This is a genomic window from Microbulbifer mixtoriginis (SeqCode), from assembly GCF_052466695.1.
Map to the genome: position 1 here is coordinate 1,455,796 of NZ_CP174285.1, position 25,712 is coordinate 1,481,507.

The window sequence follows — 25,712 nt, forward strand, 5'->3', positions numbered from 1 at the left end:
ATAGAAGTGTGAAGCAGGCTTCTGCTCAGACCAAGCGCCCGCAATCGACATACCCACTACTAGCCGTGGGTGAGGCGGCCATTCTAACAGCTTGGCCAGGGAAAGTACTCTTAACCCCAATGAAGCCTACCGAGGATGCGTGGCGCAGCAGTAACTTACAAAGGGTTTTAGGGTATTCTTTGAGGATTGGTTTCGATGTTGGTACTCCAGAACGCATGCACACACACAGCGCCCACCCAGATAGCCCAGCCCCCAGCGCCCTGATCTTTGATTCCGGCGTGGGCGCCATCAGCATTGCGCGAGAGATCCGCCGCCTGATGCCGGGCCTAACCTTACACCTGGGCGTGGATAACGGCTTTTACCCCTACGGCAACAAAAGCGAAGAGGAGCTGCGCCCCCGCATCGTCCAGCAGGCCCAGGCCATGATGGAGCACTGCGGTGCCGATATTTTAGTGGTGGGCTGCAACACCGCCAGCACCCTGGCCCTACCCCAGCTGCGCGAATCCCTACAGAAACCCGTAGTGGGCGTAGTGCCCGCAGTGAAACCCGCCGCTGCCGCCAGCCGTTCTCGCACTATTGCCCTGATTGCCACCGAAGGCACCGTAAACCGCCGCTATACCCGCGAGCTGATTGAGCAATTTGCCAACGGCAACCGGGTAATTAATGTGCCCGCACCGGAGTTGGTGCATCTGGCGGAAAGCAAATTGCGCGGCGAAGCTATCACCGCAGAGGATTTGGAGCCGGTCTTGCACCGCGTATTCCACACCGCCGGCGGTGACCAAGTGGATATTGCCGTATTGGCCTGCACCCACTTTCCCCTGCTGCGGGAAGAACTGGACCAGTTCGCCCCCCGCTCAATCCAATGGCTGGATTCCGGCGAAGCCATCGCCCGGCGCGTACGCTGGTGGCTGGAAGAACTTGAGCTGATGCTGCCGGATGCCCCAAATACTGGCCGCCTGATCACCAGCACGGTGGACTTAACCGGCAATATAGAACGGGCCTTCCGCGAGTTCGCCCCAGTTGCCGAACCCCTCGAATCCAACCCCTAGGATCATCAAAATAGTGACAACTGCTCGTCAAGGTTGACAGCTCCGTCACAAACCGCGACCGTTCCCCGAATAACAAGCCCTAACCGGTACCCGAATTCATGCTGAAGCCGGCATTTCCCGCTCTCGAAATATTTGCGCAGCTGCCTCCCGGAGGACTGCTGCTCACCCCCAACAACCGCTTGCGCAACCGCTGCCAACAAGTGTTTGCCGCGCAGCAGTCGCCCGGTGCCTGCTGGATGCCGCCGCCGGTGGAGTCCCTGCGCAGCTGGCTGGACAAGCTCTGGTTCCAGCTGCAACAGCGCAACTGGCAGCCCGCCTTGCAGCAGGTAATGAATCGCGAGCAACGGCAATTACTCTGGCAGCGCGCCCTGGACGAATCCCTGGATCGGCAACTGCTCAACAGCCAGCAGTTGTGCCGGGATGCCGATAGCGCCCTGGCGCAGCTGCTCCAATGGCAGCTGATCTCCGATCTCTCGCAAATAGATGAAGCGCTAACTCCCCTACTGGAACAGTTCGCACTCTCTATGCGCAGCGACGAACTGCCGCTGTGCGCCATGATCAAGGCCTTTGCCACTGAGCTTCAGGCCCACAGCGCCATCACGCCAGACCAGCGCGATCAATTGATCCTGCGCGCATTCCAGGAAGGCATTCTTGAACCCGTCGCACAAATTGATACCGCCGGCTTTGCCCAGATTTCGCCCCTCGCCAATGCCCTGATTCACGCAGGTGCAACAGCCGTTAATGAAAGGCCGGGACTCACCCAGCAGAGTGAATTATCCGTAGCCGCCTGCGCCGATTTGGATGAAGAACTCTATCAGGCAGCCCTTTGGGCCGGGCAGAAACTCGCCGAAAACCCCGGCCACAGCGTCGGTATAGTGGTAAACAATCTGGGCCAGTGCCGCGCCCAGGTGGAAGCGGTATTTTCCCGCGTACTCGAACCCCAATACCTGGACCCGCAGCAACCGCGCTACACACTGCCGTTTAACTTCTCCGCCGGTACGCCACTGGCACAAACACCAGTCGGCAGCGCCGCCCTGCAATTGCTATCACTGCTGCAAGACGAATGGGATTACCCCCAATTGCAAAATATCCTGTTCAGCCCTTTCTGGGGTGACAACAGTGAAACCTGGCTGCGCAGTGCTCTATTCCGCCGCTTACAAAAACTGGAGCTGCGCCGCATCGACGGCGCAACCCTGCGCTATTGGGCCGAGCGCACAGCAGAAGTCCTCCACTTGGAATCACCGCAACTGCCCCGCCAGCTGGAACAAATGGCCGAACGCGCCCGGCGCTGGCAGCGAGCCCCTGCAGAAGTTTGGGCAGCGCGTTTTTCCGAAACACTTAGCGCATTAAATTGGCCCGGCAGCCGCAACCCGGACAGCCAGGAATACCAGCAGCTGATGCAATGGGAATCCAACCTGGAAGAGTTCGCCGCACTCAGCGCCTGCGGTGGCAACCTTACCCTCACCCAGGCCCTGCAATTGCTGCGTCAGATTGCCAGCCGCACCCCCTTCCAGGCGGAAACCCGCGATGGCCCCCTACAAATTCTCGGGGTGCTGGAAGCTGGCGGCCTCGCCTTCGATCACCTGCGCTTGGTCGGCTTCGGCCAACAACAGTGGCCGCCGACACCGGCACCCAATCCGCTGCTGCCGATTCAATGGCAAAAACACTGGAAAATGCCCCGTGCCAGCGCCGAGCGGGAATTGGAACTGGCCCGCGAACTCACCGCCGACCTGCAGAATGCCAGCGGCGATATCGTCGTGAGTTACACCTGCGAAGAAGATGGCGTGCAGCAAGGCCTGAGCAGCTTGTTTGAAAGCCCGCAACAAGCCCAGCACTTTGTCGAAGGCGCCCTGCACAATCACTACAGCCAACTGGCGCAAGCCTGTCAGCTGGAAAAAATCGAAGACAAAAAGCTACCGCCTCTCACCCCCGCCGAATGCGAACGGGTGCGCGGTGGAGCTTCGGTGCTCAAGGCCCAAGCCCTGTCCCCTTTAAATGCGCAGTTGCGCTTCCGCCTTGGCGCCAGCAGTTTTACCCAACCGGATATCGGCCTCGGCCCCGCCGAGCGCGGTAATGTGGTGCACCAGGTACTGGCGGAATTCTGGCAACAGTGCGGCACCCTCACACAACTGCAAGCCATGGACGACGAGCAACGCCAAGCGCAAATCGAACGCGCAGTGGAGCGCTCCCTCGGCAGTGTGCGCAAAAAATACAATCACCTGCCGATCGGATTTTGGGCCATGGAAAAGCAGCGCCTGGAGCGCCTGCTGCAACAATGGCTGTCCGTCGAACTGGACAGGCCCAATTTCTCCGTAGAAAAAGTCGAATGGGAACAAGCCGTGGAAATCGGAGGACTGCACTTTAACTTGCGCCTGGACCGGCTGGATCAACTCGCCAGCGGCGAGCAACTGGTAATCGATTACAAAACCGGTATTCCCAGTATTCGCGACTGGCTTACCCAGCGCATCCGCGAACCCCAGCTGCCGCTCTACGCCCTATTCCAGCCAGACGCCCACGCTATCGCCTTCGGCCAGGTGCGTAACGGCGACTGCAAATGGAATGGCTGCGGAGATTTGGAGCACCCCATCACCGGCATTAAAGCCGTGGGCGATACCGAAAAAGAATCCCCCTACGGCACCTGGAGCAATCTGGTGGAGCACTGGCGCTACAGCCTGGAATCCCTCGCCACGGAATATCGCAGTGGTGTAGCCACCTTCGCCTTTGATCGCCCCACCGATAACAACAGTGAACTCTGGCCCCTAAACCGCTGGCCGGAAAGGGAGCAAGTAAGCGAATGAACGAAGTTGTGACCACTCCCGCCCTGCGCCGCCCCATCGATGCCGAAGCCCGCAGCCAAGCCCTGGATATCAGCCGTAGCTTTGCCGTTTCTGCCCCGGCGGGCTCCGGTAAAACCGGCTTGCTCACCCAGCGCGTATTAAAGTTGCTCGCCGCCTGCCAGCAACCGGAAGAAGTACTGGCCATTACCTTCACCCGCAAAGCCGCCGGTGAAATGCGCGAGCGCCTGATCGACGCCCTGCACAGCGCCCGTGACCAAGCCCGGCCAGATAACCCCCACGACGCCATCACCTGGGATTTAGCCCGCGCCCTGCTGGAGCGGGATCGCGAACTGGAATGGGAACTGCTGCAAACACCCCAGCGCCTGCGTATTCAAACCATCGACGGCCTCTGCCGCAGCCTCGCCAGCCAACTGCCCATCGAAAGCGGCCTGGGCGCACCGGGTGAACCCCTGGAGCGCACCCAAATCGCCTTTGAGCTAGCTGTGGTGAACCTGCTCAAACACCTCGATGGCGAAACCCCAGACACAGACCTACAGCAACTACTGCTCCACCTGGACAACGACCTGGGCCAACTCAATAAACTGCTGCGTATTTTGTTGGACAAGCGCGAGCAATGGCTCGGCCCACTTTTAAGCGTTAACTTCGATGGCGCCCAGGACTATTTCCATTTTGTTATCGACGAACTGGTGGCAGAAAAGCTGCAAGGCCTCACCACAGCCCTCGGCAGTGTCGCCGGGGAACTGCTGGAGCTGGCCAGTTATGCCGGCGGCAATTTACAAAAGGAAAACCCCAGCCACGGCCTGTGCCTCTTCGCCGAACTGGACGATTTCCCCAGCACAGACAGCAGCGGCCTGCCCGCCTGGCTCGCCCTCGGCAGCCTGCTCCTCACCACCACCGGTGATCTGCGCAAAGGCGGCGGCATCAATAAAAAACTCGGCTTTGGCCTGCCGGATAAAAAAGATCCCGAACGCCCCATCGCCGAAGAATACAAACAGCGCATGAAAGACCTGCTGGCAGAACTGGCCGGCAACGAACCGCTGCTCTCCGCCCTACGGGAAGTGGGTAAGCTCCCCAGCGGACTACAACAGAGCCAATGGCAACTGCTGCAAGGGCTCGCCCAGGTACTGCCCAAGTTGGTCGCCGAATTAAAGTTGGTCTTCCAACAGCTGGGTGCCACCGACTATACCGAAGTGGCCCAAGCCGCACTGATCGCCCTGGGCGATAGCGACAACCCCACAGACCTGGCCCTAAAACTGGACCTGCAAACCCAGCATATTCTGGTGGACGAATTCCAGGATACCTCCCACACCCAGCTACAACTGCTGGAAAAACTCACTGCCGGCTGGCAGCAGGGAGACGGCCGCACCCTATTTATTGTCGGCGACGGCATGCAATCCTGTTACGGCTTCCGCAATGCCAACGTGGGTATTTTCCTGGATGCACGCAAACGCGGTATCGGTGAAGTCCCCCTGGAAGCCCTCGACCTACAAGTAAATTTCCGCTCCGAAAGTGCGGTAGTGAACTGGGTCAACGAGACTTTCCAGAGAGCTTTTCCGCAAGCGGACAATATCGGTCGCGGCGCCGTGCGCTATCTGCAATCCGAAGCGTTTAAAGGCAGCAAATGGGCTGAGCCCTCGGTCAATTTTTATGGCTGCATTGATGACGAAGACCGCAACCGCGAAGCCACCCAAGCGGTTGAACTGGTACAGCAATTACAAGCGCAAGATCCGGAGAGCCGCATCGCTATTCTGGTGCGCAAGAAAAAACATCTACAAAAGATTTTGCCGGCCCTAAGTACTGCCAATATCGCCTTCCAGGCCCCAGAGCTGGCGCCGCTCGCCAGTAAAATGGTGGTGTTGGATTTACTCAGTCTCACCCGCGCCCTACTCGACCCCAGCGACCGAATCAGCTGGCTGGCCGTACTCCGCGCCCCCTGGTGTGGACTCCAACTGCCAGACCTTTACACCCTGGCCAACTGGGGCAATGGGGATATCACCGTAACCGATACCAGCGCACGCCCACTATTAATGGCCTTGCAGGAAGTGGAAGATATCGCCCTGCTCAGCGACGAAGGGCGCACGCGCCTGGCCCAAGTGGCCCCCAAACTGCTGCACGCCTGGCAACAGCGCGGCCGCAAACCCCTGCGCACCTGGATTGAAGGTCTCTGGCTGGAACTGGGCGGCCCCGCCACGGTAGCGCAAAAATCCGACCTGAATAATGTGCAGGATTTTCTGCAATTATTAGAAGCCTTCGATACCGGCGGAGCCATTACCGACTGGCAACAGTTTACCCTGGCCCTGGAACAGCTCTACGCCCGCCCCGCCCAGGATGCCAAAGTCCAGGTGATGACCATTCACAAATCCAAAGGGCTGGAGTTCGAACACGTACTGATCCCAGGCCTGGACCAAGGCGGTAAACCCGGCAGTGATCAACTGCTGCGCTGGAGCGAATGGCTTAGTCGCGAAGGCGAAAGCCGCTTCCTGCTCGCCCCCAAAAATGCACGCGGCGGCCGCGACCCGGTATTTGAATACCTGAAACACGACAACAGCGAGCGCGAGCGCCTGGAAGGCACCCGCCTGTTGTATGTAGGTTGCACCCGCGCCATCCGCTCACTGCATCTTTTAGCCTGCATCAACCGGGATGAAAAAAAGGGCCACCTTAAACCCCCGGGCAGCGCCGCCCTACTCGCCGGCATCTGGCCCAGCGTTTTGCACCATCAGGAAAGCGATTGGTGTCACTGGCTCGAAGCGGAAGAACCCCAGCTAAACCAGGAAGAAACCAGCAGAGATCACGACTACCTGCTGCGCCTGCCCAATCAATGGCAACCCCAAACCATGCCCCAGCAGGAATGGTTGTCCCAGTACCGCATGCCAGACTACCAACCCAAAACTGAGGAAGAGGATAATATTCCCGAGCTGGGCCAGGTAGCCCTGCGCTGGCTCAAACACGCCGGCACCGTAGCCCACGAAACCCTCGCCACCATTGCCGAGACCAATATCAACGACTGGACACCCAGCAAACTGGAAGCCCAACGCCCCCTATGGCAACTGCGCCTGAAACAATTGGGGCTATCGGCCACCAGCCTGGACCGCGCCGCCGAGAAAGTGGAGGTCGCCGTACGCAACAGCCTCAACTGCCCCACCGGCCGCTGGCTCTTAGATGGATCACTAAGGGAATCCGCCTGCGAACTGGAACTCCACAGCGGTGGCCGACAATTAAGACGTTCCATTGTCGACCGCACTTTTATCGATAACGAAGGCACCCGCTGGATTGTCGACTACAAAACCGCAGAGCCCAGTGGTGAAGAAAGCCAGGAAGAGTTTATTGCGGCTCAGCTGGAGCAGTACCGGAATCAGTTGGAGAATTACCGCAAGCTTTTTTATGCGCGGGGGGAGCGGAATATACGGTGTGCTTTGTATTTTCCGTTGATGCAGAGGTTAGTTGAGTTGGATTAGGGTACGCTAGTCATGGTGCAGGGCTGGTACCTGCACCTTCAATAAAGTGACAAGAGATAAGCTATCCCCAAAACTACGCCTATTAGATTTGACTCGAATCGTGGCCCAGAGAAACCTGAGTTACCTGGCTAGCCTAATAGCCCTGGCAGATAAGCCATATAGTATCTGCAAACTTTATCAATCTTCCTCACTCCTGCTGGAAAAATATCGATAAATCTTTAAAGCAAGAAATGGGATGAAAAATACTGCTACAAAAATATGCCTTTCTCCCATAGTTATGCCAAAACTATCAATATAGATTGGCAAATGCTTTTCAAGAGAATAGAAAATAACGGCAACCAAAACCAAAGAAGCCGTGAAAATTAATGACTCAATATTATATTTCTGTTGAGTTAGCTTAAACTTACTAGCCAAGAAATTGCTTACAAATAGACCTGCAATTAGAACAGGAAATTTTATATATAGGGCCTCTTCATTTACAAGCAACATACAAAACATGAACGGCAATATTGATAAGCCGACAGCTTTGATAAAAATAACTTCTTTTCCTATATATTTTCCCATCAATCAAACTTCATCGAAACTCTAACAAAATTCATATAGTTTAAGGCCACCAAAACCCCTAGCGAATTTAATCGATCCCTCTTTATGGCCAAAACAGACTTGATCGAAAAATCCTTAAACCAAATGGCATTTTCTTTTGGCAACACAGATTTTTCTCTCCGCTTTTATTTCCCCTGTCAACTAAATATCTATCTCGACGCAGATAAGTACGTCTTTCAAACTTATGTAGTTTTATACAATCTAATTTCAATTTGTATACACAGAATTCCCTACCGGCTTCACTATACAATTAACACTGTCATCCTGACTTTGAGCCCACACAGACCAAAGAACTGCTATAGCAGAATTTTGTGCTACATTAGCTTGTTGCTGTTGAGTTCTAATTGTTTGTAATTGGAGTGCAAACTGCAAGTCTTTATCTAAATTAGCATGCGATGATTGTCGATTTATGGATATATTATATGCTCCTATTGCATTACCACATAGCTTAATAGGGTCAAAAATCGAGATTACCCCCACTAACCCATTGAGCCCGAAATCCCTTAACAAGATAACGCCCTCGGATGTCTACATGTCTTTCCAAAGTATCAGGATTGTAAATAACAGAAATAGGGGGCATCCCATAGGGCGTCTCCGTGTCTATTTCCGTTATATAAGCACCTTGAGAATGAGAAAAAATGACCATAGTAGCCTGAGTCGAACAGCCACAAAGAATAGATAACAGCGAAATTATATAAATTATTTTTATCGCACCAAGCCTCCGTGTTTTTCAGAAATTTCTATCTAAGCTCTTGATCACAGTTCAAGTCTCACTACAAATTCTCTCTTGAATAGCACCCTTAATTTACTTAAAAACTCTCAAGGTTCCTTAAATTAGGCCTTATCAATTTCAATGCAGCTCTTCTCGTAACACATCTAATCATAAAACGAAGATTTCGAAAGTAAAATATAGGCGCATCATTAATCTTATTGGAACTTATTGGGTTTTCTACTAAATCAAAGCCACGTAAAATCGATAAACATCTGTCAGCATTGTGGACTGTAGTTAAATAACTTTCTCAAAGTCCACAAATAAGAGATGCCCCAAGAGTTTTCTAAGCGATTTACTCCCTCAACAGGAGAACGGTAGCGTGAAGTAAGAATAGAGAAAAGGCGCTGACCCAAGGTGCTGCAACACCAAGGGCCAGCTAACCAAATTGATAACGACAGTATCAAGATGGCTATATGCATACTACGCTAGAAACCCACTCGTCTTCAATAAAGTGGAGCACAATCATCAGCTTGGAGCAATTCCCCAAGCTCTGGGAGCCTAGCGCCCGCCTTTTCCTATTCTGTGCCCACCGCCCCCGCGCCCCGCCCCACTCTTCCACCAAGTATCACTTAACCAAACTTCCCCACCAAGGAATGCCCACCCACAGCTTGAGTATCGCTAGGAAACAAACATGCTGATCCTAAAGCGCCGAACAGGCGAAAACCTAAGAATTGGAACGAATGTCTCGATCACCGTGTTGGAAGTGAAGGGAAATCAAGTAAAGATAGGCATCCGCGCCCCCAAATCCCTTCCCATCCATCGTGAAGAGATCTATATGCGCATAAAAATGAACAAAAACTAGGCAATGGAAGGCGTTGAGGAAAGCTTCTCCATGGAAGGAGATCAACCTGAACTCCACTTTCTTTAGAGCAAAAACAACGACGTATTAATCCATGATTATCGTACTGACGCTGACTAAACGGCAAGCTCAGATCGCTAAGGGGCAATCCAACAGAGACTCAGGAGGTGCTAAAAAGAGTTTGACCAAATTTCTTCATTTCTATTCACGCCGAAGCCTGCCAACGCTTTCATACATCTTTGCAACTAACACTTTCTTATTTTCTCCATAATGGAACTCTCTATGACAGTTCGGGCATAGTGCCACCGCATTAGTTATAGTGACTGAGCCATTGTCAGCTAATCGACGCAGATGATGGACCTCAAGAAACGGCTCCCCTTCAGCAGTAATGAAAGGAGCATCAGATCCGCAACATTCACATTGACCAGAAGCCTCTTTTAAAACCCATGCCTTTACCTTTGAGCCTCTAAAATAACTCGAGGTTGTGCGCAGTCCACTTATCTAACCCTCCCTCCACCACACTAAAATCGAAACTTTCCAAACCAAGCTTACGAAAGCACAATATAGGGGCGCCTGTTAACTTTCTTGTCAGTTTCTAAAATTTGGCTTTTATGTCGATTCCAACAACGCTCAATATTATTAGTCATGCCTATATTTCCTTTCTTATAAATATCTTTATGATTATGCAATCTTATCCAGTAAACAGAATATTCTTCACTAATTATACATATACCCCTAAAAGCATGCTATATAAACAAAAATGACATTAACTTCTACCTAAAATTTTGAGTAATTACTTAGGGAGCGCCCAGCCAACAATCACGAAACCTAGATATAGTGTTGTTAAATACAAAACCATCATTAATATAAATGACCTTGTATAGACAATTTCTCTCCAGCCTATTTTACACTCGTTCTCTGGATCTACTTCAGGCAATGAAAATTCTGGATGATAAATTTTCACAATTGGATGCACCACATGAATAAAAATATATACACTGATAAATCATGACAATCCAATAAAAAAAATTACAAATCCTAACTTAGGAAAAAAAGTCGCTGCTTTAACAGAAGGAATGCAAAACCTAGCAATTCTCGCCAATAACATGTAATAGCCAATACTCTGAAGAAAATCCTTAGAAAGATCTTTATCTAAAAGTAATTTTTTCATGTGGGCCTCTTATCATGCTTGATATCATGAGTATAAGACTGATAGTATGAAGACGTATGCCAACCAGCCCTCTAAAAAAAGCAGGTATAAGCTTCACTCTTTTATTAGGAACCTTCCCGTTTTCTCTGAACCTTTACTTCAGGAAGGTTGTTAAGATATTGAATTTTTTTATATCTAGCTGTCACAATAGGGTAGAGGATGTTTTCAAGCATACTTTTCAGCTTTTCTGCATTTTCTTTTGTAAGCTTTTTGATCGTCCCAGTATTACTAGCAAGGCAAACAATCCGCCCTTTATTATTTTCTAATGCATCAAAATATCCTTCAATATAACCTTCTAATGAATCCTTTTTTTCGTATAAGACCCTATCAGCCTCTGAATTATGATCATCCCAATCCAGCCTATAATATTTTCCATCTTTAAGGATCTCTATAATGGGAAGCTGCAATCTATTTGACATACTTGTCTCCAGTTCTTCTTATCACGTTCTAGAGTAACGTAAATAGATCTTTCATCCTATAGCTATGACTACGACAAAAATATAAACTACCGAGGCTATTAACTGAAAATTTACACCAAAGGGAATATTAGTTACTCAATGGAAGGCTGAGTTTCTTGATTAGAATACAACGAAAAAATATAAGTCAGTGCATGAATCGTTTTACTGAAAATTATTCAGTTAACAAGTACAAACGTAAGTGGTATCCATTGTAGATACAAATACGGTGTAAGTTCAACAAGTTATAGGGCTAGTGTCCATACCTCCCAATCTAACCCTCCACGGTCGCTCCCGACCTGGAAAGCATTACTTACCAAACTCCCCCATCAAGGAATACCCACCCACTGCTTGAATATCAGCAAGAAGCATACAGATTGACCATGAATCACCAAACCAGTGAAAGCCCAGAATTGGGACCATTGTTTCAACCACAGTACTGAAAGTGAATGGTAATTAAGTAAAGATTGACGTCCACACCCCAGATTCTTTCCATATATCGTGAAGAGATTTATATACACACTAAATCGGGATGATAAATAGTCAATGAAAGCCGCTACGAAGGGACTATCAAAGAACAGAGGCTCACCTTGAGCCTCAACATATAATTTTCATGCTCCCATCTATCTAAAAGTGCTATCTAACAAAATTCTTCACACCTTTTTGAAGTCAAGTATTCAACAATGGCCGGGGAATAAGAAGTAACTTTATAGGGAGCTAAAGCCCTAAAAATTAAATTAAATTAAAATAATTGATCACGTATTCAACAGTCACAATCCACTTTGGGACATCGCAATCAATCTACCATTTTCATATGTTGTCGTTATGTAAAGAAATGCCTCACTCCCCCAACCGTGCATTTCGGAGAATTGACCATTGTAATATACATCGCTTTTTTTACCTAAAATACGCTCCACTTCTTTGTAAGTCATCCCTTTTCTTAACATCTTAAATTGAGAGAGAGAAATATCCGGCTTAGACGATCTAATAGAATCAATTAAATTTGCTTTCTGATCATAAGTTATACTTACAGATCCACCTTCTGACTTAACTACAGGACTATTATCTCCTTGCGATATATACTTGTCGTAAACGCCAGGTGAAAAATACGTAATAATGGAAGATAAACTTCCGGCTAAAGTTATATAAAATAATACTTGTTTTTTTGTATAGCTGCTCATAACTGTCCTTACACTTAGTATCCATGGCCATGCCAATAAATTCTATATGCATCTTATGTAAAAATGAAACCTAACCAATAGCTTCATCCTTGGCACCCATAAAATAAAATCGCGAGCTGGACAGCAGAAACCAGACGGGGCATTAGTATTAAAACTAAAAAAATTATGTAAATTCAATAAGTTATATAGAAATACCAACTTGGGAAGAATAGAGCCCACCATGCCCTATTCTGTACCACCACGGCCACTCCGGTTCGTAAAGAACCAATTACTAAACTCCCCAACCGAGGAATGCCCATTCTCGGCTTGCGTATTAGCTGGAATTAAATAGGTTGACCATAAAGCACCGAACCTCGAAAGCCTTCAAACTAGAACAAACGTCCTAGCTACTGTACTGGAAGTGAAAAGCAGGCATCCACGCCCCCAAATCACTTTCAGCCCATCGTAAAGAGATCCACGTGCGTATCGAAAAATAGGCAATGGAAGGTATCGAGAGCAGATTCTTCAAGGAAGGAGCCTACAATACCCCTATCTTTTTCGAGACCATCCTCTATCAGATAGGGATGTATCAAGTTTTGAAAATAGTACTAACGTAGACATCAGTCGGAGCTTGCTTTGTGGATTTTTCGTATGAAGATAGGAGCGTAGCGATCGTGTAAAATGTATACAAAGCTATGCCTGATTATACATTTTACTAATGCTCTTCAATAGGATATTGGCTGGCACCGTGGTTACCTATATTTGGAGCGCTATTTTTAAATTGAAACAATTCTTCTCTAGAGCCCTTTTCCGCATACAAACTAACCATAAACCTGTTTGCATACTCACATGAGCGAAGATCGACCTCCGTACCGGCTGCTATGCTAATACCTTGAGCCGTGACATCCTGACTCAAAACATAAACGGAGGGGGTAGAACAGAGCAGGTCATAACTTGGAGAATTTGCCCACCACCCCAGGAAAAAGCCTGTGGTCACCAGTGCCGTTGACATTAACAAACTTTTAAGAACTTTTCTCACGATCTATCTCGTTTAAATATATAATTCTCACAGAGAAGCGAAGAGTCCAGAGCATCATACTTCCCCCTGTTAAATATTGTCAGTCGCGAGACAATATCAAGAACAAACAACTCTGGACACCCAGTAAATAGAGTACCTGGCAGAGCAACAATAGCCAGGTTAGAAAATTGGCACAGCAACTATATAAAAAGATGTAACTTCAACGAGCTATAGTTAAACACCGACTCAGGATGATTAGCAACCACACTTCCGTGTTCTGCCCCACGGCGATCGTTCCCCACCAGCAAAGCACCCTTACCAAACTCCTCCAACAGGGATACCCACTCACGCCTTAAGAATCACCAGGAAGCAAGCATATCTCAGAATTAAATGGATCAAGCATCTCTCTCCCCCCTGAAAATTCAGAAACAAATATTCCTAACACTTTTATAGGGGCACAGATATCCTAAACTATTATTCGGCTCATAATCTATACTTTTTCACATGATAAGTTGTTAGACTGGAAATAGTATTTTTCTTAAAAAGGCCAGATGCCGCATTCTGGCCCAAATGTATCTTGGGTGTATTATGTATGCATTTTCAATGTATCTAAAAGATCATCTTTAAAATCAATTTGCTCTAATGATTCAGCTGTAAAAATCAAAGCTAATGCTTGATCCACAAAAACATAAACTGCCCCATTAACTTCCTCTACCTGCTCAACCAATGCCCAACTATAGAAACTATGGCCATGTTGACAAGTTTCTTTAATACCCTCTGGAGTAATCTCATACTCTTTAGAGCCTAATATTATTCCATCTTTGTTTGGTGTAAAGCACTCGCCTATTCTTACAGCCAACAACCTACTAAGAGCAACATAAAAAAGAAACGCAAGTGATATTACCATAACTAATATGAACGGACTCAGCTCAATTTTCCCAGCCTTAAACTGAACACAAGACATAAAAATTAAACCGATAGCCAACCAAACAACTAAGATCTTAAGAATCGATATCCATGTATGAGATTTCAAACGACTACATACCACATAGTCACAAAAATTATTATGGTCAGCTTTAGAGGTTACTACTTTAAGTTTCAAACGAATCTCCACAATCTACATCATATATAAAGGTCAATCTATCTTAAGCCCAAGCGTGAATTTTTTGGACACACAGCGAAAGCTAATCACATCACTATACTTCTACTCCCTGAGGCGCTTTTCTGTCTTAATAAATCTTCTGAACGTATATACCATTACGGCAATATAAAGGGCAATTACTATCGCCATAGCAGAAATATCATAGACATTTATCACCCAGCTTTCTGGGTGTTGATCTCCTTGCACCAATAGCGTAGTAGTTAGAAATCACACTAACAGCAGCAGTATAAATACAGCGGTTATCAATAGAAGTTTGCATGCCAGGAGTATAAATCTCTTCATGAAACAAAAACCTAGGTTAGGCAGTTGAAGGCAGATGCAACCTGTACCTATATTTGTCTAAATAATTAGCTCAATACGACCTCCCTACATAAGGGAGGTCTTAACTACTTTAACCTTTACCTTCAGACTGAGGTTAAAGTGGGGCCCTTATTCTCCCATTCATCAATCATTCTTTCGGTCAGTGCCCTCAAACGCCCCATGTATAGAATATCTTCTTGAAGCTCTTCAGCTTCTTCATCATCACATTCATTAATATCAACATCACATAATTTTTCTTCGTAGCAAGCAAGGGCTTCTCGTATATAGTTCAAATCTTTGTAGTTATAAGACATCACTTAACTCTCATATATTTTTTTAAGGCGGCAAGCTTTTCAAAATACTCGGAAACAGGCATGTCGATTTCCGCTTCAATCGAGTAGTGGGTATTGCCTTCTGCATCGGGAAACATATCTTTTGCAATAATCAACCCTGGTTCCAATCTCGCATCTTTGGTAATTATCCACCAAGCATCCTTTCCCTCTCTAAATGGAACTTTACTACTGATACCATCGAAAAGTGATACCCCACCCGATTTAGCTAAAATATATGGCTCTGAAGAGCCTGGCATCCGATAGGTTACGATATCGTTTCGTTTAGGCCTTTCTTCACCCGTTCTGTTATTTTTCACCATCATTGGCCGATGGTCCTCACGATACCTAATCTTATCAATCTGCGGATTATCAAGCTTTCCTTTCCTAAGCACCACATCCACATCAAATCTCTTCATATAGACTTGATTGGCACGTTTGTGTAGTTTTGCGTGCCCTATGGCATCATCCTGTGTAAAGCTCAAAACATTTAGACCCATTGACTCACTCCATAAGTATCAATCCCATGTTGGTAAGCGATATTACGTCAATGCTTAACGACGAGCCATAGCCAGCCGCAAACCCAATCCCCTTTACCATTAGAGTCATAGCGAATCCAATTAGATAACTCAGTAGCTTGAAACGAACCCCCAATTACCGAGTGCCTAGCCCCCCGCCTTTTACTGATCACGTCCACAGCCCCAAACCGACGAAAATCTACAAGCTGGGACATACGTCTCAGCAATAGTGCTGGAAGTGAAAGGAAATCAAGTAAAGATAGGCATCCGCGCCCCCCAAATCCCTTCCCGCCTATCGTGAAAAGATCTATACGCGTATGAAAGTAAAACAAAAAGTAGGCACTGAAAGGCTGTGGGAGCAGATTCACGATGGAGAGGCCCCATCCAAACCTCCTCCCCATTATCCTCATAGTGGTATCTCTGAGGGCACACTATCTCAAAGATAGCCAATGTCGCAGCTCTATAGTTACCTTCATATGTATCAGAAAGCAGCCCCCTCTATAAGTGAAAAACCAACACTAGCTGGGACGATCAACTGAGTTCAATAAATAGTTAGCGTTACTGCAATCTGTATACTCTAATTTTATCAGTTACCTTTTCCCATTCATCTTCATAACCGGCTGAATGAAAATAGGCCATCAGTGTAAAGAGTAATCCTGGACACCAACCAATTAAAAAGTATAACCCCCAACCCTATCGACTAAAAAGTTAACCAGCACCAAATGATGCACCTTGTAATGCCTTGAGCAATTGACCAGAAATTTTTGTCGGCTGTTCGGTATGCCGATTAACAAAGACATGCGTCATAGAACCATGCGCACATGCATTTTCTTGATTTTCTTGATTTTCTTTAAAAATCGCAACACCATATTCCACCGAAGAATTGCCTATTCTATTAACCCTAAAAGCACCAAGGATTTTTTCAGGGTAAGAAATACTGGCCAAATAATTACAATCAGATTTGACTATGTAGCCAATATTCTCACTGGTTTTAATATCTAATTCAGCCTTATTAATCAAAAAGCTGTTCACGATGGTGTCAAAATATGAATAGTAAACTACATTATTTACATGCCCATACACATCATTATCCATCCATCTGGTAGTTAACTCTTCAAAATAAATATAATCTGTACGTAACACAGCCTGCTTACTCACAAAGCCTCCTCATAAGCAGCCTGATAAATCAGGAGTGCATCATCATGAGACAGCGGTTTCGGATTATTGATTAGTAAGCGAGTTTGTAGCATTGCATCGGTGGCGAGCATCTCTAAATGATGCTCGCCAATATCTAATTGCTTTAAGGTCCGGGGTAATTTTAATCGTTCAATTAGCCGCTCAATAAAGACAATGAGATCAGAACACACTTTTTGATCTGACTGGGACGTATTTATGTGTTCACAAATATATGGCGCCAATTCACTATAGAGCTTGGCTGTATCACTCTGATTAAAGCGCATTACATGTGGTAATACTAACGAGTTGCCCAATCCATGAGGTACATGAAAATGCCCCCCTAATGGGTAAGCTAGAGCATGTACAGCGGCAACTGGTGCATTGGCAAAAGCTTGACCTGCAAGGCAGGCACCCAATAACATATTTTGTCTTGCATCTATGTCCTCGCCATGATGTGTGGCCTGTTCTATATTTCTTGATAGCAATAGCAACGCCTGCTTAGCTAGCATATCTGAATAGGCATTTTTTTTATGCTTAGACGTATATGCCTCTATGGCATGCACCATAGCATCAATGCCAGTTGCAGCAGTCACATGAGCTGGCAACCCTAGAGTTAATTGTGCATCTAATAAGGCAACATCTGGTAATAATTGTTTAGAGACGATGCCATCTTTGGTGGTTTCTCCTGTTGTTAAAACCGCGATGGGTGTTACTTCTGAACCTGTGCCAGCAGTGGTAGGTATTAAAACCAAAGGTACGCGACCTCCTTGAACTCGTTCAAGCCCATATAGCTGTTCTAAAGGTTGGTGAGAATCCATCATTACAGCAACCACTTTAGCGGTATCCATTGAACTGCCACCACCAAATCCTATTACACCATCAACATTATGCTGCTTTGCTAAGGCTACTGCCGACAATACGATCTGCTCTTTAGGATCAGCACTAACTCCATCAAAGATAATGGTCGCAAATTTACTATGTAATTGCTCCTTCAGTTTCTCAACCAAACCACAATTTACAATACCTTGATCAGTGACCACTAACAACTTAGTGATATTTAGTTGGTCACATATCTCACTAATTTTATTTAACCCGCCAGGGCCGTTTATAATCGATTTTGTAGTATTAAATTCAAAACTTAACATAGGGTTGTCACCGCCTTAATTATTATATGTCGCAGTTTCGTTTGGCAATAGTTCCATTTCAAATCCTAGGGAACTTCTGATTAGCTCAGAGTGAATTTAGTGCTAATCAGTTGTCAGTCAAGACTACGATAAATTAATCACCAAGTCACCAGTGTAAATACACCGATTAAAGGGCTACTCAATAGTATTGCGAGATAAAGATGCAGGTTGATACTGATAGTATTATTGGGCTTAGTGAATAGCCGGTTTGGCTGAATAGGCCCCACGCAAAGCCTTATAACGCAAACTCCCGACTGCAAGTCTACAGGGATGTATTCAAAATGTGCCACAAGAGGCCTATTTTCTTTACTTTTGCTCCAGCAGCACCCTTTATAGTAACGGTATTTCGTTTATTCTAGAAATATTACCCCAAGCAGAGATATGAGATTTATAAGATTCTCTGACTTATCTAGATTATTTGGCAGCTAAACCTCTCCCCAGCCCCTCACCCAATGCGAGCGCGCGCTCAACGTATCTGGTAATGACGCACGAGGTTGGGCACGGGCCAGCGATAGCTCCAAGGTTTCAATGCATGTGGACTAGGCCGTTTACCGAGGTTAATACCTAACTTTCTTCTCCTTCGCTCTACTCCACCATTGGGGAACTCAGGCCAAAGACGCTTTTCAAACGCTATATTGATGGAAAAAGAGATCTTTATTGAAAAAAACAGAGATCATATTCTGACCCAAATGTATCTTGGGCATGTTACATATGCTTGTTTATTGCATCTAAAAATTTAACTTTATTAGCTCCAATGATTCAGCTGTAATAATTTAAGCTAATGCTTGATCCACAAAAATTTAAACTGCCCCATTAACTTCCTCAACTCGCTCAACCACTGCCCAGCTATAGAAACTATAACCATTTTGACAGGTTTCCTTAATACCCTCTGAAGCAATCTCATACTCTCTAGAGCCTAAAATTATTCCATCTTTGTTTGATATGATGACACAGCCCTTTGAGCCTTCCATGACTTGGCATTCAGCGATGCCATCAAAGTACTCTAAATACAACCCTTACCTACGATCTTGTAAGATCCCTTACTAGCGGAGAGGTTTTAGTTGTAGAACTGTACAATGTCACTCAAGAGTTTCTCTAGTACAGGAGTATTAGAGTTGTCCAGAAACTGTAACAGAGCTTGTATGTAATTGCTCGCTGGCTATAGCTTCGGTCAGCTGGATTGGTCTTACACTATTGATAAGGCTTATTCGGGTGGTAGTTTCCAAAGGTCGAAAAAGCTCAGTAAAAGTTATTTTCACGTAGGCGCGGGCTTTCGCTATTATCTTACGGACTCCCTGTATAGGAGTGCTGAATATAGACTGCACAATATTGGCAAGATGGGCGATTACGATGTAAACGTGTTTAAACATGTTAAGTTTGACTTAAAAATCATAATATCTGGCAGGCAGGTGTTTCCTACACTTTTAAGCGCCATGCACTTTGCAATGACATAAGTCAACGTCGTATTTCTAAGGGAGGATTTTATTCCCCCTTAGAAATATTTAGAGCCCCGAAACAGGTTGTTACCGTCCTTGAGTCGCCTCAAAGAGGTCTTTAATTAATTTTTCAATACTCTCTGTCTTATCTCCACGATCAGTGTTAGCCAATAAGATTACTCCGACGTTATCCTTTGGATTGAACACTAGGTAGGAAAAATATCCAAGCTCAGCTCCGTTGTGACCAATTAGAATATGGTCTTTACCCCCATAATTCCAAAGCCAGTCAGAATACCAGAAGACCCCAAAACCATTCTGGTAAGGCGTCAGCATTTGATTAACTGATTCTGCCTCTAGGATCTTGATGCCAGATTTTCGTGAAGCTAACACTCCTTCGTTCATTACTGCGGCTAAAAATCTCGCCATATCAAATGCACTACTCCGTAGGCCACCATCTGGCCAGGTTGCGAGTTCATAAAATGGAATTGAAGATAGGGTGTTATCAACTGTGGTATGAGGGCTTGCCAGGTTGCTCTGGTTTAACTTGGAGAAATTCCAGCTGGTATTGCGCATACCAAGAGGGGTAAAAATCTCTTGCTCTGCATAATCAGCCAGAGTTAAGCCTGTGCTAAGTTCCACTGAGTAGCCTGCTAATGCTGCGGCGATATTTGAGTATTTGTAGTCCTGCCCGGGTGGTAAGCCCGTGAAGTTACTACTGGAATCGTAAAACTCCCCCTCACTGTCCAAATAGGCACCGAGAAATCCATCCAGTGTAATTGGGCTGCTATCTGGACAGAACCCAGGCTCTATTAAGTTGAACAACTTTGTATGAGTGCCGTCACCATGATCGATATAGTAGCTGCACCGGTAAGCCACGCTATCTTTAATTCCCGAACTGTGAGTTACGAGGTCTCGGATGGTGATAGGTAAGGAGTCTGGATTGTCAATGTTAAAGTCATCTTCACCCAGTAAGTTTTGAATTTCCTGATCTAAATAGAGATATCCGTCCTCCTGCGCTATGGCCATAGCAGTACCCATAACTACCTTACTGATGGATGCCAGCCAAAATGAAGTATTTCTGGTAACCCTTTCATTATTTTCAAGGCTTTTTACACCGTAGCCTTTAGACCATATAACAGGCTTTTCTGGATTGGTAACTATAGCTACCGCCATGCCTGGAATACTGTGGTCCAGCATATACTTTTTAATCATACGATCAATAGTATGCTTCTTACCTGGCTTAAATACCTCTTTGTATACTCCCGGACTATCAAGATAAATCGCTGAATCATTAGTATCTACAGCATTTCCATTGTTGGAGATTAATAGCGTGAATAAGAGGAGAGGTTGAGCAAATACTGATTTTCTATGACGATATTCCATGCCAAAGCTTCCTTTCTTGAATGTTACTTGACTGAGTAAAAGTCTGCCGTACAGTTCTATATCGATAGTATTATTTTCACTATTTTCTGAACCTCTGATGAATACAATTACTAATTTTTAGCCAATTAAAATCGACAACTTGACTATTAAAACAGGCGCTAAGAGTTGAATTCCAGAAGCTTCTTTTGTCAACTTTACCGACTGCGGTAACCGGTAACACATAAAGCTACTCTGGCAGCTTAAGGTTGGCCAGGCCCCTCTCGGTTAAGAAGTTGCGCAATCCTTGTAGGCTTGGCGCCTTGTCTACACATACGATGGCCGCTCCAACTTGTTCTCCCAGCTCTTTGTCTGGCAAGGGAATAACAGCTGCTTGTTCATTGTGTACATTTGATACTTAGATAATTTGGGACAGTGGCTTTGAACACCATTAGCTACCTCAGAGGCTAAATACTTTCTTTTATTACCCCAATTATTTGATAATTTACGTCTTAAATCCCTTTTGAAGATCCGTATGGCTTTGCGCTTACCAGGCAACAATTTTAGAGCCACACTATCAAATACCTTTTCAATTAATTCAGAAACTATATCTATATATCACGCTTTTCTATCACTCCAAAGCTTATCAGCCTGGTCATACACTAAAATAAAGAGGACCAAGAAGCCACTTTCCATCCCTACACACTCTTTTATTTCTCCCCAAAGAACAAATTCCCAGGCCTCTCTTCTAAAGGCTTCACTCTTACAGCATGGGTACTGGTACACATACACACCGCAAATCTCTCCCTGTCCATTAAGAAGAGATCTACGTGAGCGTAAAAAAGAACAAGAGCTAGACACTGGAAGGTGTTGAGAACAAACTCTTCAAGGAAGGAAACTCCAGTCGAGTCTTATCAATAGAAGATTAAACTGTATTAGATAGTAAGATACCGATATCGCACAAACACCTAAGTCAGTAACTGCATTATTTACCGGCTGATGTATTGACCGGTTATGTCTTTTAACCTAAAGGGATGAAATCGATTGAGGTTTCAGACAACTCATTGTGCAAATCTTGATCGATTTTACCAGTCTGATTTCTGCCATTTACAATCTATTCAGATGAGATATGCTATGAAGTATTCTACCTAAAATCTTCATCGTCGATTAAACCATCATTTTGCATTTGGTTTGTAAATAGCTCAATATGCTCTTTAATCTCGTCGAGTGCCATTTGCATCACTGGTCACTCTGTGGATTCACTTTTGCGTTAACTGCGAAAATTACTCAACCCGAAAAGAAATATATTGCCTTGCATCAGAGACCATACGAGTGAGTGTCTATCTAAGTAAAATTTCATACTGCACTGCGATCTAGTGGTTGATAGAAGTGCATAAAGGCTCCTGAAGAACACGTCGCAAATTTTGTGAGCTTGTATTTCGCCGAAATTTCACCGCTTTCAAATAAGCGTTTTCCTTCACCAACAACTACTGGAAAGGTCCAAAGTCTAAGCTCATCTACCAAGTTATACTTAAGAAGTAACTGCACTAATTGCCAACTACCGTGTACCTGTAACAGGGGGCCATCCATTTCTTTAATTTTGGCGACCTCTACAGCTGCATTAGAGCCCTTTAGTTTGAAGGAATTATTCCATGCTAGGTCATCAGTACCTGATGTCACCACATATTTTTTTGCCCGATTTAGCTTGTCTGCTACTGGGTTATCAGGTTCAGCACTGACAAAATTTGAGGCAAATAAATTATATGTATTACGGCCTAATAGCAGGTCATACTGTTCCGACATTGCCTCCTTTATAACTTGTTCCATAACATCATTCCAACAATCCTTTGCCCAACCTCCATGACGAAAGCCGCCTGAAAAATCTTCCTCAGGTATACTGGGTGCTTGCATTACACCGTCAAGAGTTTGAAATATCAATATGGCTAAATTTCTCATTGGCTGATTCTCTCGAGGGGTAAATCATTTATGGCATCTTATGCAGGCTTACTCGTAGAAATACAAATCTTCAAACGTTGTATAAAAAAACGCCACTTAATAACAATCTCAAACAGGCAGGAACGTAATAAGCACCCACTAGACATAGCTCGAACTGTCCTGTAGGCCTCTGGCCCGAGTGGCTACAATTACATTTTTGGCACTTTTTCAATCTTTTGTAAATCTGGGTCCAGATTATCCCAAGGTTCGTCGCTACTTTCATATACGATTATCGTAGGGTTGAATTGCTCCAAATCATGAAGACTTCCGGCATGGACAAATTCTAACCACGGCATACCGCTGTTTTCTGCATAATTATGCGAACCACAGCGAGGACAAAACCCCCTCCTTACTGTATTTCTACTATCCGCCTGCTTCTCATGAATCGCAATATCACCGTTGATGATTAAATTCCGTGAGGAACAGCAATATCGGCAATGTGTCCTGCGGCACTAACTTTCTGACAATCTGTACAATGGCCGTGTCCAGCCATTACAGTCTCTTCGGAGCAATTATAACTAATAAAACGGTACAAACACTCTCCTGATGTTTTGGGCATGAATTTCTACCATTACCTACGAAATTGAAATCACTAATCTACCATTTCATTTTTTATGTATAAGTGTGTGTACGAGCCCTGACGATCAATTTATGCGTTCCGATTGCCCTATCGTGAACGGACTGGATGTATTTGGCGATAAATGGACGCTAGTTATTCTAAGAGACTTGCTATGTGGTAAAGAAACCTATAGCGAATGGAATACTTGCTATACATGAATAATAAATGGATGAGCAAAATAAACTGAATACCAATACCCGATGACACCCGCCACCCAAATTAGGTGATCATTTAATCAGAAGGCGAAATCGTAAATTTCAAATTTGATGCAGACGATATTTTAGTATTTAGACTAAAGAGTAGTCAGTCATGGCCGACTTTAAGTTAATTACCCCCTAAAACCTGTCGGTCGCTTAGATACGTTGATGCAGTGAAAACTGCTGTAGTATCTGTTTGATAGATGGTACATAACTGTAAGATTTTTTAGACCTTAGGCAATGTATGGGCTACTTCATTCATTACTTTAAAGGTTGAATCATGCAGAAAAATATTACGATTATTGGCGCCACAGGTCATTTAGGTCGTCAGGTAGCACGAAAACTGGATCAAAAAGGTGTAAAGGTAACTGCGATCGTGAGGGACGTAATTAGCGCCCGCACTATCCTCCCGGAGGGTATCCAGCTTCTCGAAGCAGATGTCTCGGACAAAGAGAGCTTGGTCTCGGCACTGGTTGGTACCAAAACGCTTTATATTACCCTGAATACTACGTCACTTGACCCTAGCTTACCCTTTCACACTGAACGTGAAGGAGTGATTAATATCGTTGAGGCTGCAAAGGTCACTGGTGTGCAGCACATTATGCAGATTGCAGGTATTGATTATCTACATCCGGAATTAGCAGATAAGGGCCTAGAGTATGAGACCAATATAATCCGTAAACCAGGCATAGAGGCCATTAAAAATTCTGGCATTGATTACACTTTCTTCTTCTGTTCGTTCTTCCTAGATACTTTTCCTACATTCATTGAGAACGATCAATTTGCTATCATCGGTAATCATGTTCACCCTATCTATTACACCAATACAACAGATCTGGCAGAGATGATCGGTAATGCTATCGGGAATGAGATGGCTTACAACCAGAGTTTTTCGGTTCAGGGTACTGAGGGGATGTCTTTGCCTGAAGCAGCCAAGAAGTTTGTCGAGGGCTATTCTCCGGGAACAGAAATTGTCCTCCTCCCTATCGCCGCCATTGCAGAAATGGGACTGCCCGAAGAACAGGCAGTATTCATGGAGCATATGCTGACTTACGTAGAACAGCTAAAGGAGCAACCAGTGAGTCAAAAAACCTGGCAGGTGTTAGGTAAACCAGATACAACTATCACAGATTTTGCCCGAGATCTGTCAAACGCTTCATAGCGACTGATCCTTGTTCAGTATTGCGTCCTCTGTGCTCAGCCGCTTCATCAAGTCAGTGGCTGCGGGACCCAGTGGACGCTTACTGGACCAGATAATATCTACACCGTGTGACAGCTCTTTCTCCTGCTCAAATACTAGGGGAAGCTGTATAAGTTTTTTCGCCGCTATCCCCTTTACAACCACGTGTAGTGGCAATACTGCCCAGCCCAAATTTGCCTCAACAAGGTCAAGTGCATCATCAACCCGTGACACACTCCACACGTCGGGAGACACCAGCCAGCGAGTTTGGCTGGATATCTCAAACTCCTGCAATAAGATTTGTCGGTATTGTTTCAGGTCTTCCCAGGTAACTTCAGTGAGTCTCGCAATCGGGTGATCAACGCAGGCGATACCTGTAAGCTTCAGATGGCCCAGGGCTCTGAAATCGCATCCAGCGGGCACTTCATCCAGTTGTGTGATAATCCCGAGTTGGGCTATATCCCCTTCAACCCAGGTCTGTACATCCTGAACACTTCCCGCTCTGAGCGTAATTTGAACATGCGGATATTTGGTCTCAAACTCTTGAAAGAGTCCACCCAGGTTTTTAATACGAACATGCTGGGCAATAGCCAACGTCAACCGGGCCTCGACATCCAGAGACAACCCCTGTGCGATCGCCATCAAACGCTCGCGTTGCTCGATAAGATTCCGTGCGCGTTCCAGCAGTGACTCACCAGCGTCCGTCAATCGCGGGTATCGTTGACTTCGATCAAATAGATTGACTCCCAAGTCAACTTCCAGGTTCGATACCAGTGAGCTGATTACCGACTGTGCCTTTCCACATTTACGTGCAGCCGCTGAGAACGAGCCAGCCTGCTCAGTAGCTACAAATGCTTCCAGTTGTTCAATAGAAACTGCCATTCACTCAATCTATCTGTTTAACGTATGGTATCTAACTTTTTCCATCTAAATTAACT

General features: G+C 45.7%; 19 protein-coding genes and 1 pseudogene. 5 read left to right on the top strand and 15 right to left on the bottom strand.

The window, feature by feature from the left end; translation table 11 throughout:
• Positions 1 to 8: 8 nt before the first annotated feature.
• The 3 genes from murI (at position 9) to ACJJI0_RS06355 (ending at position 7,302) form a co-directional block, all read left to right on the top strand.
• Positions 9 to 1,049 carry a glutamate racemase gene (gene murI, locus ACJJI0_RS06345; protein ID WP_444885168.1) on the top strand — a complete coding sequence of 347 codons (1,041 nt, stop codon included), beginning with the start codon at positions 9 to 11 and terminating at the stop codon, positions 1,047 to 1,049.
• Between the two features lie 98 nt (positions 1,050 to 1,147).
• On the top strand, positions 1,148 to 3,847 hold the full coding sequence (locus ACJJI0_RS06350; protein WP_444885169.1) for a PD-(D/E)XK nuclease family protein: 2,700 nt from the start codon (positions 1,148 to 1,150) through the stop codon (positions 3,845 to 3,847).
• A complete protein-coding gene (locus tag ACJJI0_RS06355; protein WP_444885170.1) occupies positions 3,844 to 7,302 on the top strand; it encodes a UvrD-helicase domain-containing protein in 3,459 nt (1,152 codons plus the stop codon). The genes ACJJI0_RS06350 and ACJJI0_RS06355 overlap by 4 nt, the downstream gene beginning before the upstream one ends.
• A 177-nt stretch (positions 7,303 to 7,479) precedes the next feature.
• On the opposite strand, the gene ACJJI0_RS06360 is transcribed toward ACJJI0_RS06355, so the two are convergent.
• Positions 7,480 to 7,866, bottom strand: a complete 387-nt coding sequence (locus ACJJI0_RS06360; RefSeq protein WP_444885171.1) for a hypothetical protein — start codon at positions 7,864 to 7,866, stop codon at positions 7,480 to 7,482.
• Positions 7,867 to 9,308: 1,442 nt separating this feature from the next.
• Between ACJJI0_RS06360 and csrA the strand changes: the two genes are divergently transcribed.
• Complete coding sequence (gene csrA / locus ACJJI0_RS06365; protein WP_444885172.1) at positions 9,309 to 9,479, top strand: carbon storage regulator CsrA; 171 nt, start codon at positions 9,309 to 9,311, stop codon at positions 9,477 to 9,479.
• Between the two features lie 198 nt (positions 9,480 to 9,677).
• Here csrA and ACJJI0_RS06370 read toward each other — a convergent pair whose 3' ends face one another.
• The 13 genes and pseudogenes from ACJJI0_RS06370 to ACJJI0_RS06430 form a co-directional block, all read right to left on the bottom strand.
• Positions 9,678 to 9,977, bottom strand: a complete 300-nt coding sequence (locus ACJJI0_RS06370; RefSeq protein WP_444885914.1) for an HNH endonuclease — start codon at positions 9,975 to 9,977, stop codon at positions 9,678 to 9,680.
• Positions 9,978 to 10,482: 505 nt separating this feature from the next.
• Positions 10,483 to 10,647 carry a hypothetical protein gene (locus tag ACJJI0_RS06375; RefSeq protein ID WP_444885173.1) on the bottom strand — a complete coding sequence of 55 codons (165 nt, stop codon included), beginning with the start codon at positions 10,645 to 10,647 and terminating at the stop codon, positions 10,483 to 10,485.
• 104 nt (positions 10,648 to 10,751) lie between these two features.
• Positions 10,752 to 11,105 carry a hypothetical protein gene (locus tag ACJJI0_RS06380; protein WP_444885174.1) on the bottom strand — a complete coding sequence of 118 codons (354 nt, stop codon included), beginning with the start codon at positions 11,103 to 11,105 and terminating at the stop codon, positions 10,752 to 10,754.
• A gap of 806 nt (positions 11,106 to 11,911) precedes the next feature.
• Complete coding sequence (locus tag ACJJI0_RS06385; protein WP_444885175.1) at positions 11,912 to 12,322, bottom strand: hypothetical protein; 411 nt, start codon at positions 12,320 to 12,322, stop codon at positions 11,912 to 11,914.
• Between the two features lie 694 nt (positions 12,323 to 13,016).
• Complete coding sequence (locus ACJJI0_RS06390; RefSeq protein ID WP_444885176.1) at positions 13,017 to 13,340, bottom strand: hypothetical protein; 324 nt, start codon at positions 13,338 to 13,340, stop codon at positions 13,017 to 13,019.
• Positions 13,341 to 13,905: 565 nt separating this feature from the next.
• Complete coding sequence (locus tag ACJJI0_RS06395) at positions 13,906 to 14,421, bottom strand: YcxB family protein (RefSeq protein WP_444885177.1); 516 nt, start codon at positions 14,419 to 14,421, stop codon at positions 13,906 to 13,908.
• A 464-nt stretch (positions 14,422 to 14,885) separates the two neighbouring features.
• A complete protein-coding gene (locus tag ACJJI0_RS06400; RefSeq protein ID WP_282953297.1) occupies positions 14,886 to 15,095 on the bottom strand; it encodes a hypothetical protein in 210 nt (69 codons plus the stop codon).
• Entirely contained in the window at positions 15,095 to 15,610 is a 516-nt protein-coding gene (locus ACJJI0_RS06405; RefSeq protein WP_444885178.1) for a hypothetical protein, read from the bottom strand. The genes ACJJI0_RS06400 and ACJJI0_RS06405 overlap by 1 nt, the downstream gene beginning before the upstream one ends.
• Before the next feature lie 726 nt (positions 15,611 to 16,336).
• Complete coding sequence (locus ACJJI0_RS06410) at positions 16,337 to 16,786, bottom strand: acyl-CoA thioesterase (protein WP_444885179.1); 450 nt, start codon at positions 16,784 to 16,786, stop codon at positions 16,337 to 16,339.
• Positions 16,783 to 17,949, bottom strand: coding sequence for an iron-containing alcohol dehydrogenase (locus ACJJI0_RS06415; protein ID WP_444885180.1), 1,167 nt, complete (start codon positions 17,947 to 17,949; stop codon positions 16,783 to 16,785). The genes ACJJI0_RS06410 and ACJJI0_RS06415 overlap by 4 nt, the downstream gene beginning before the upstream one ends.
• A 1,562-nt stretch (positions 17,950 to 19,511) precedes the next feature.
• Positions 19,512 to 20,807: a serine hydrolase domain-containing protein gene (locus tag ACJJI0_RS06420; protein WP_444885181.1), complete on the bottom strand. Its 1,296-nt coding sequence runs from the start codon at positions 20,805 to 20,807 to the stop codon at positions 19,512 to 19,514.
• Positions 20,808 to 22,139: 1,332 nt separating this feature from the next.
• Positions 22,140 to 22,739: a dihydrofolate reductase family protein gene (locus ACJJI0_RS06425; protein ID WP_444885182.1), complete on the bottom strand. Its 600-nt coding sequence runs from the start codon at positions 22,737 to 22,739 to the stop codon at positions 22,140 to 22,142.
• Positions 22,740 to 22,927: 188 nt separating this feature from the next.
• Positions 22,928 to 23,337 (bottom strand): annotated as a pseudogene (locus tag ACJJI0_RS06430) (GFA family protein).
• Positions 23,338 to 23,874: 537 nt separating this feature from the next.
• Between ACJJI0_RS06430 and ACJJI0_RS06435 the strand changes: the two are divergent.
• Positions 23,875 to 24,756, top strand: a complete 882-nt coding sequence (locus ACJJI0_RS06435) for an SDR family oxidoreductase (protein WP_444885183.1) — start codon at positions 23,875 to 23,877, stop codon at positions 24,754 to 24,756.
• Here ACJJI0_RS06435 and ACJJI0_RS06440 read toward each other — a convergent pair.
• Entirely contained in the window at positions 24,751 to 25,656 is a 906-nt protein-coding gene (locus ACJJI0_RS06440; protein WP_444885184.1) for a LysR family transcriptional regulator, read from the bottom strand. The genes ACJJI0_RS06435 and ACJJI0_RS06440 overlap by 6 nt on opposite strands.
• Positions 25,657 to 25,712: the final 56 nt, after the last annotated feature.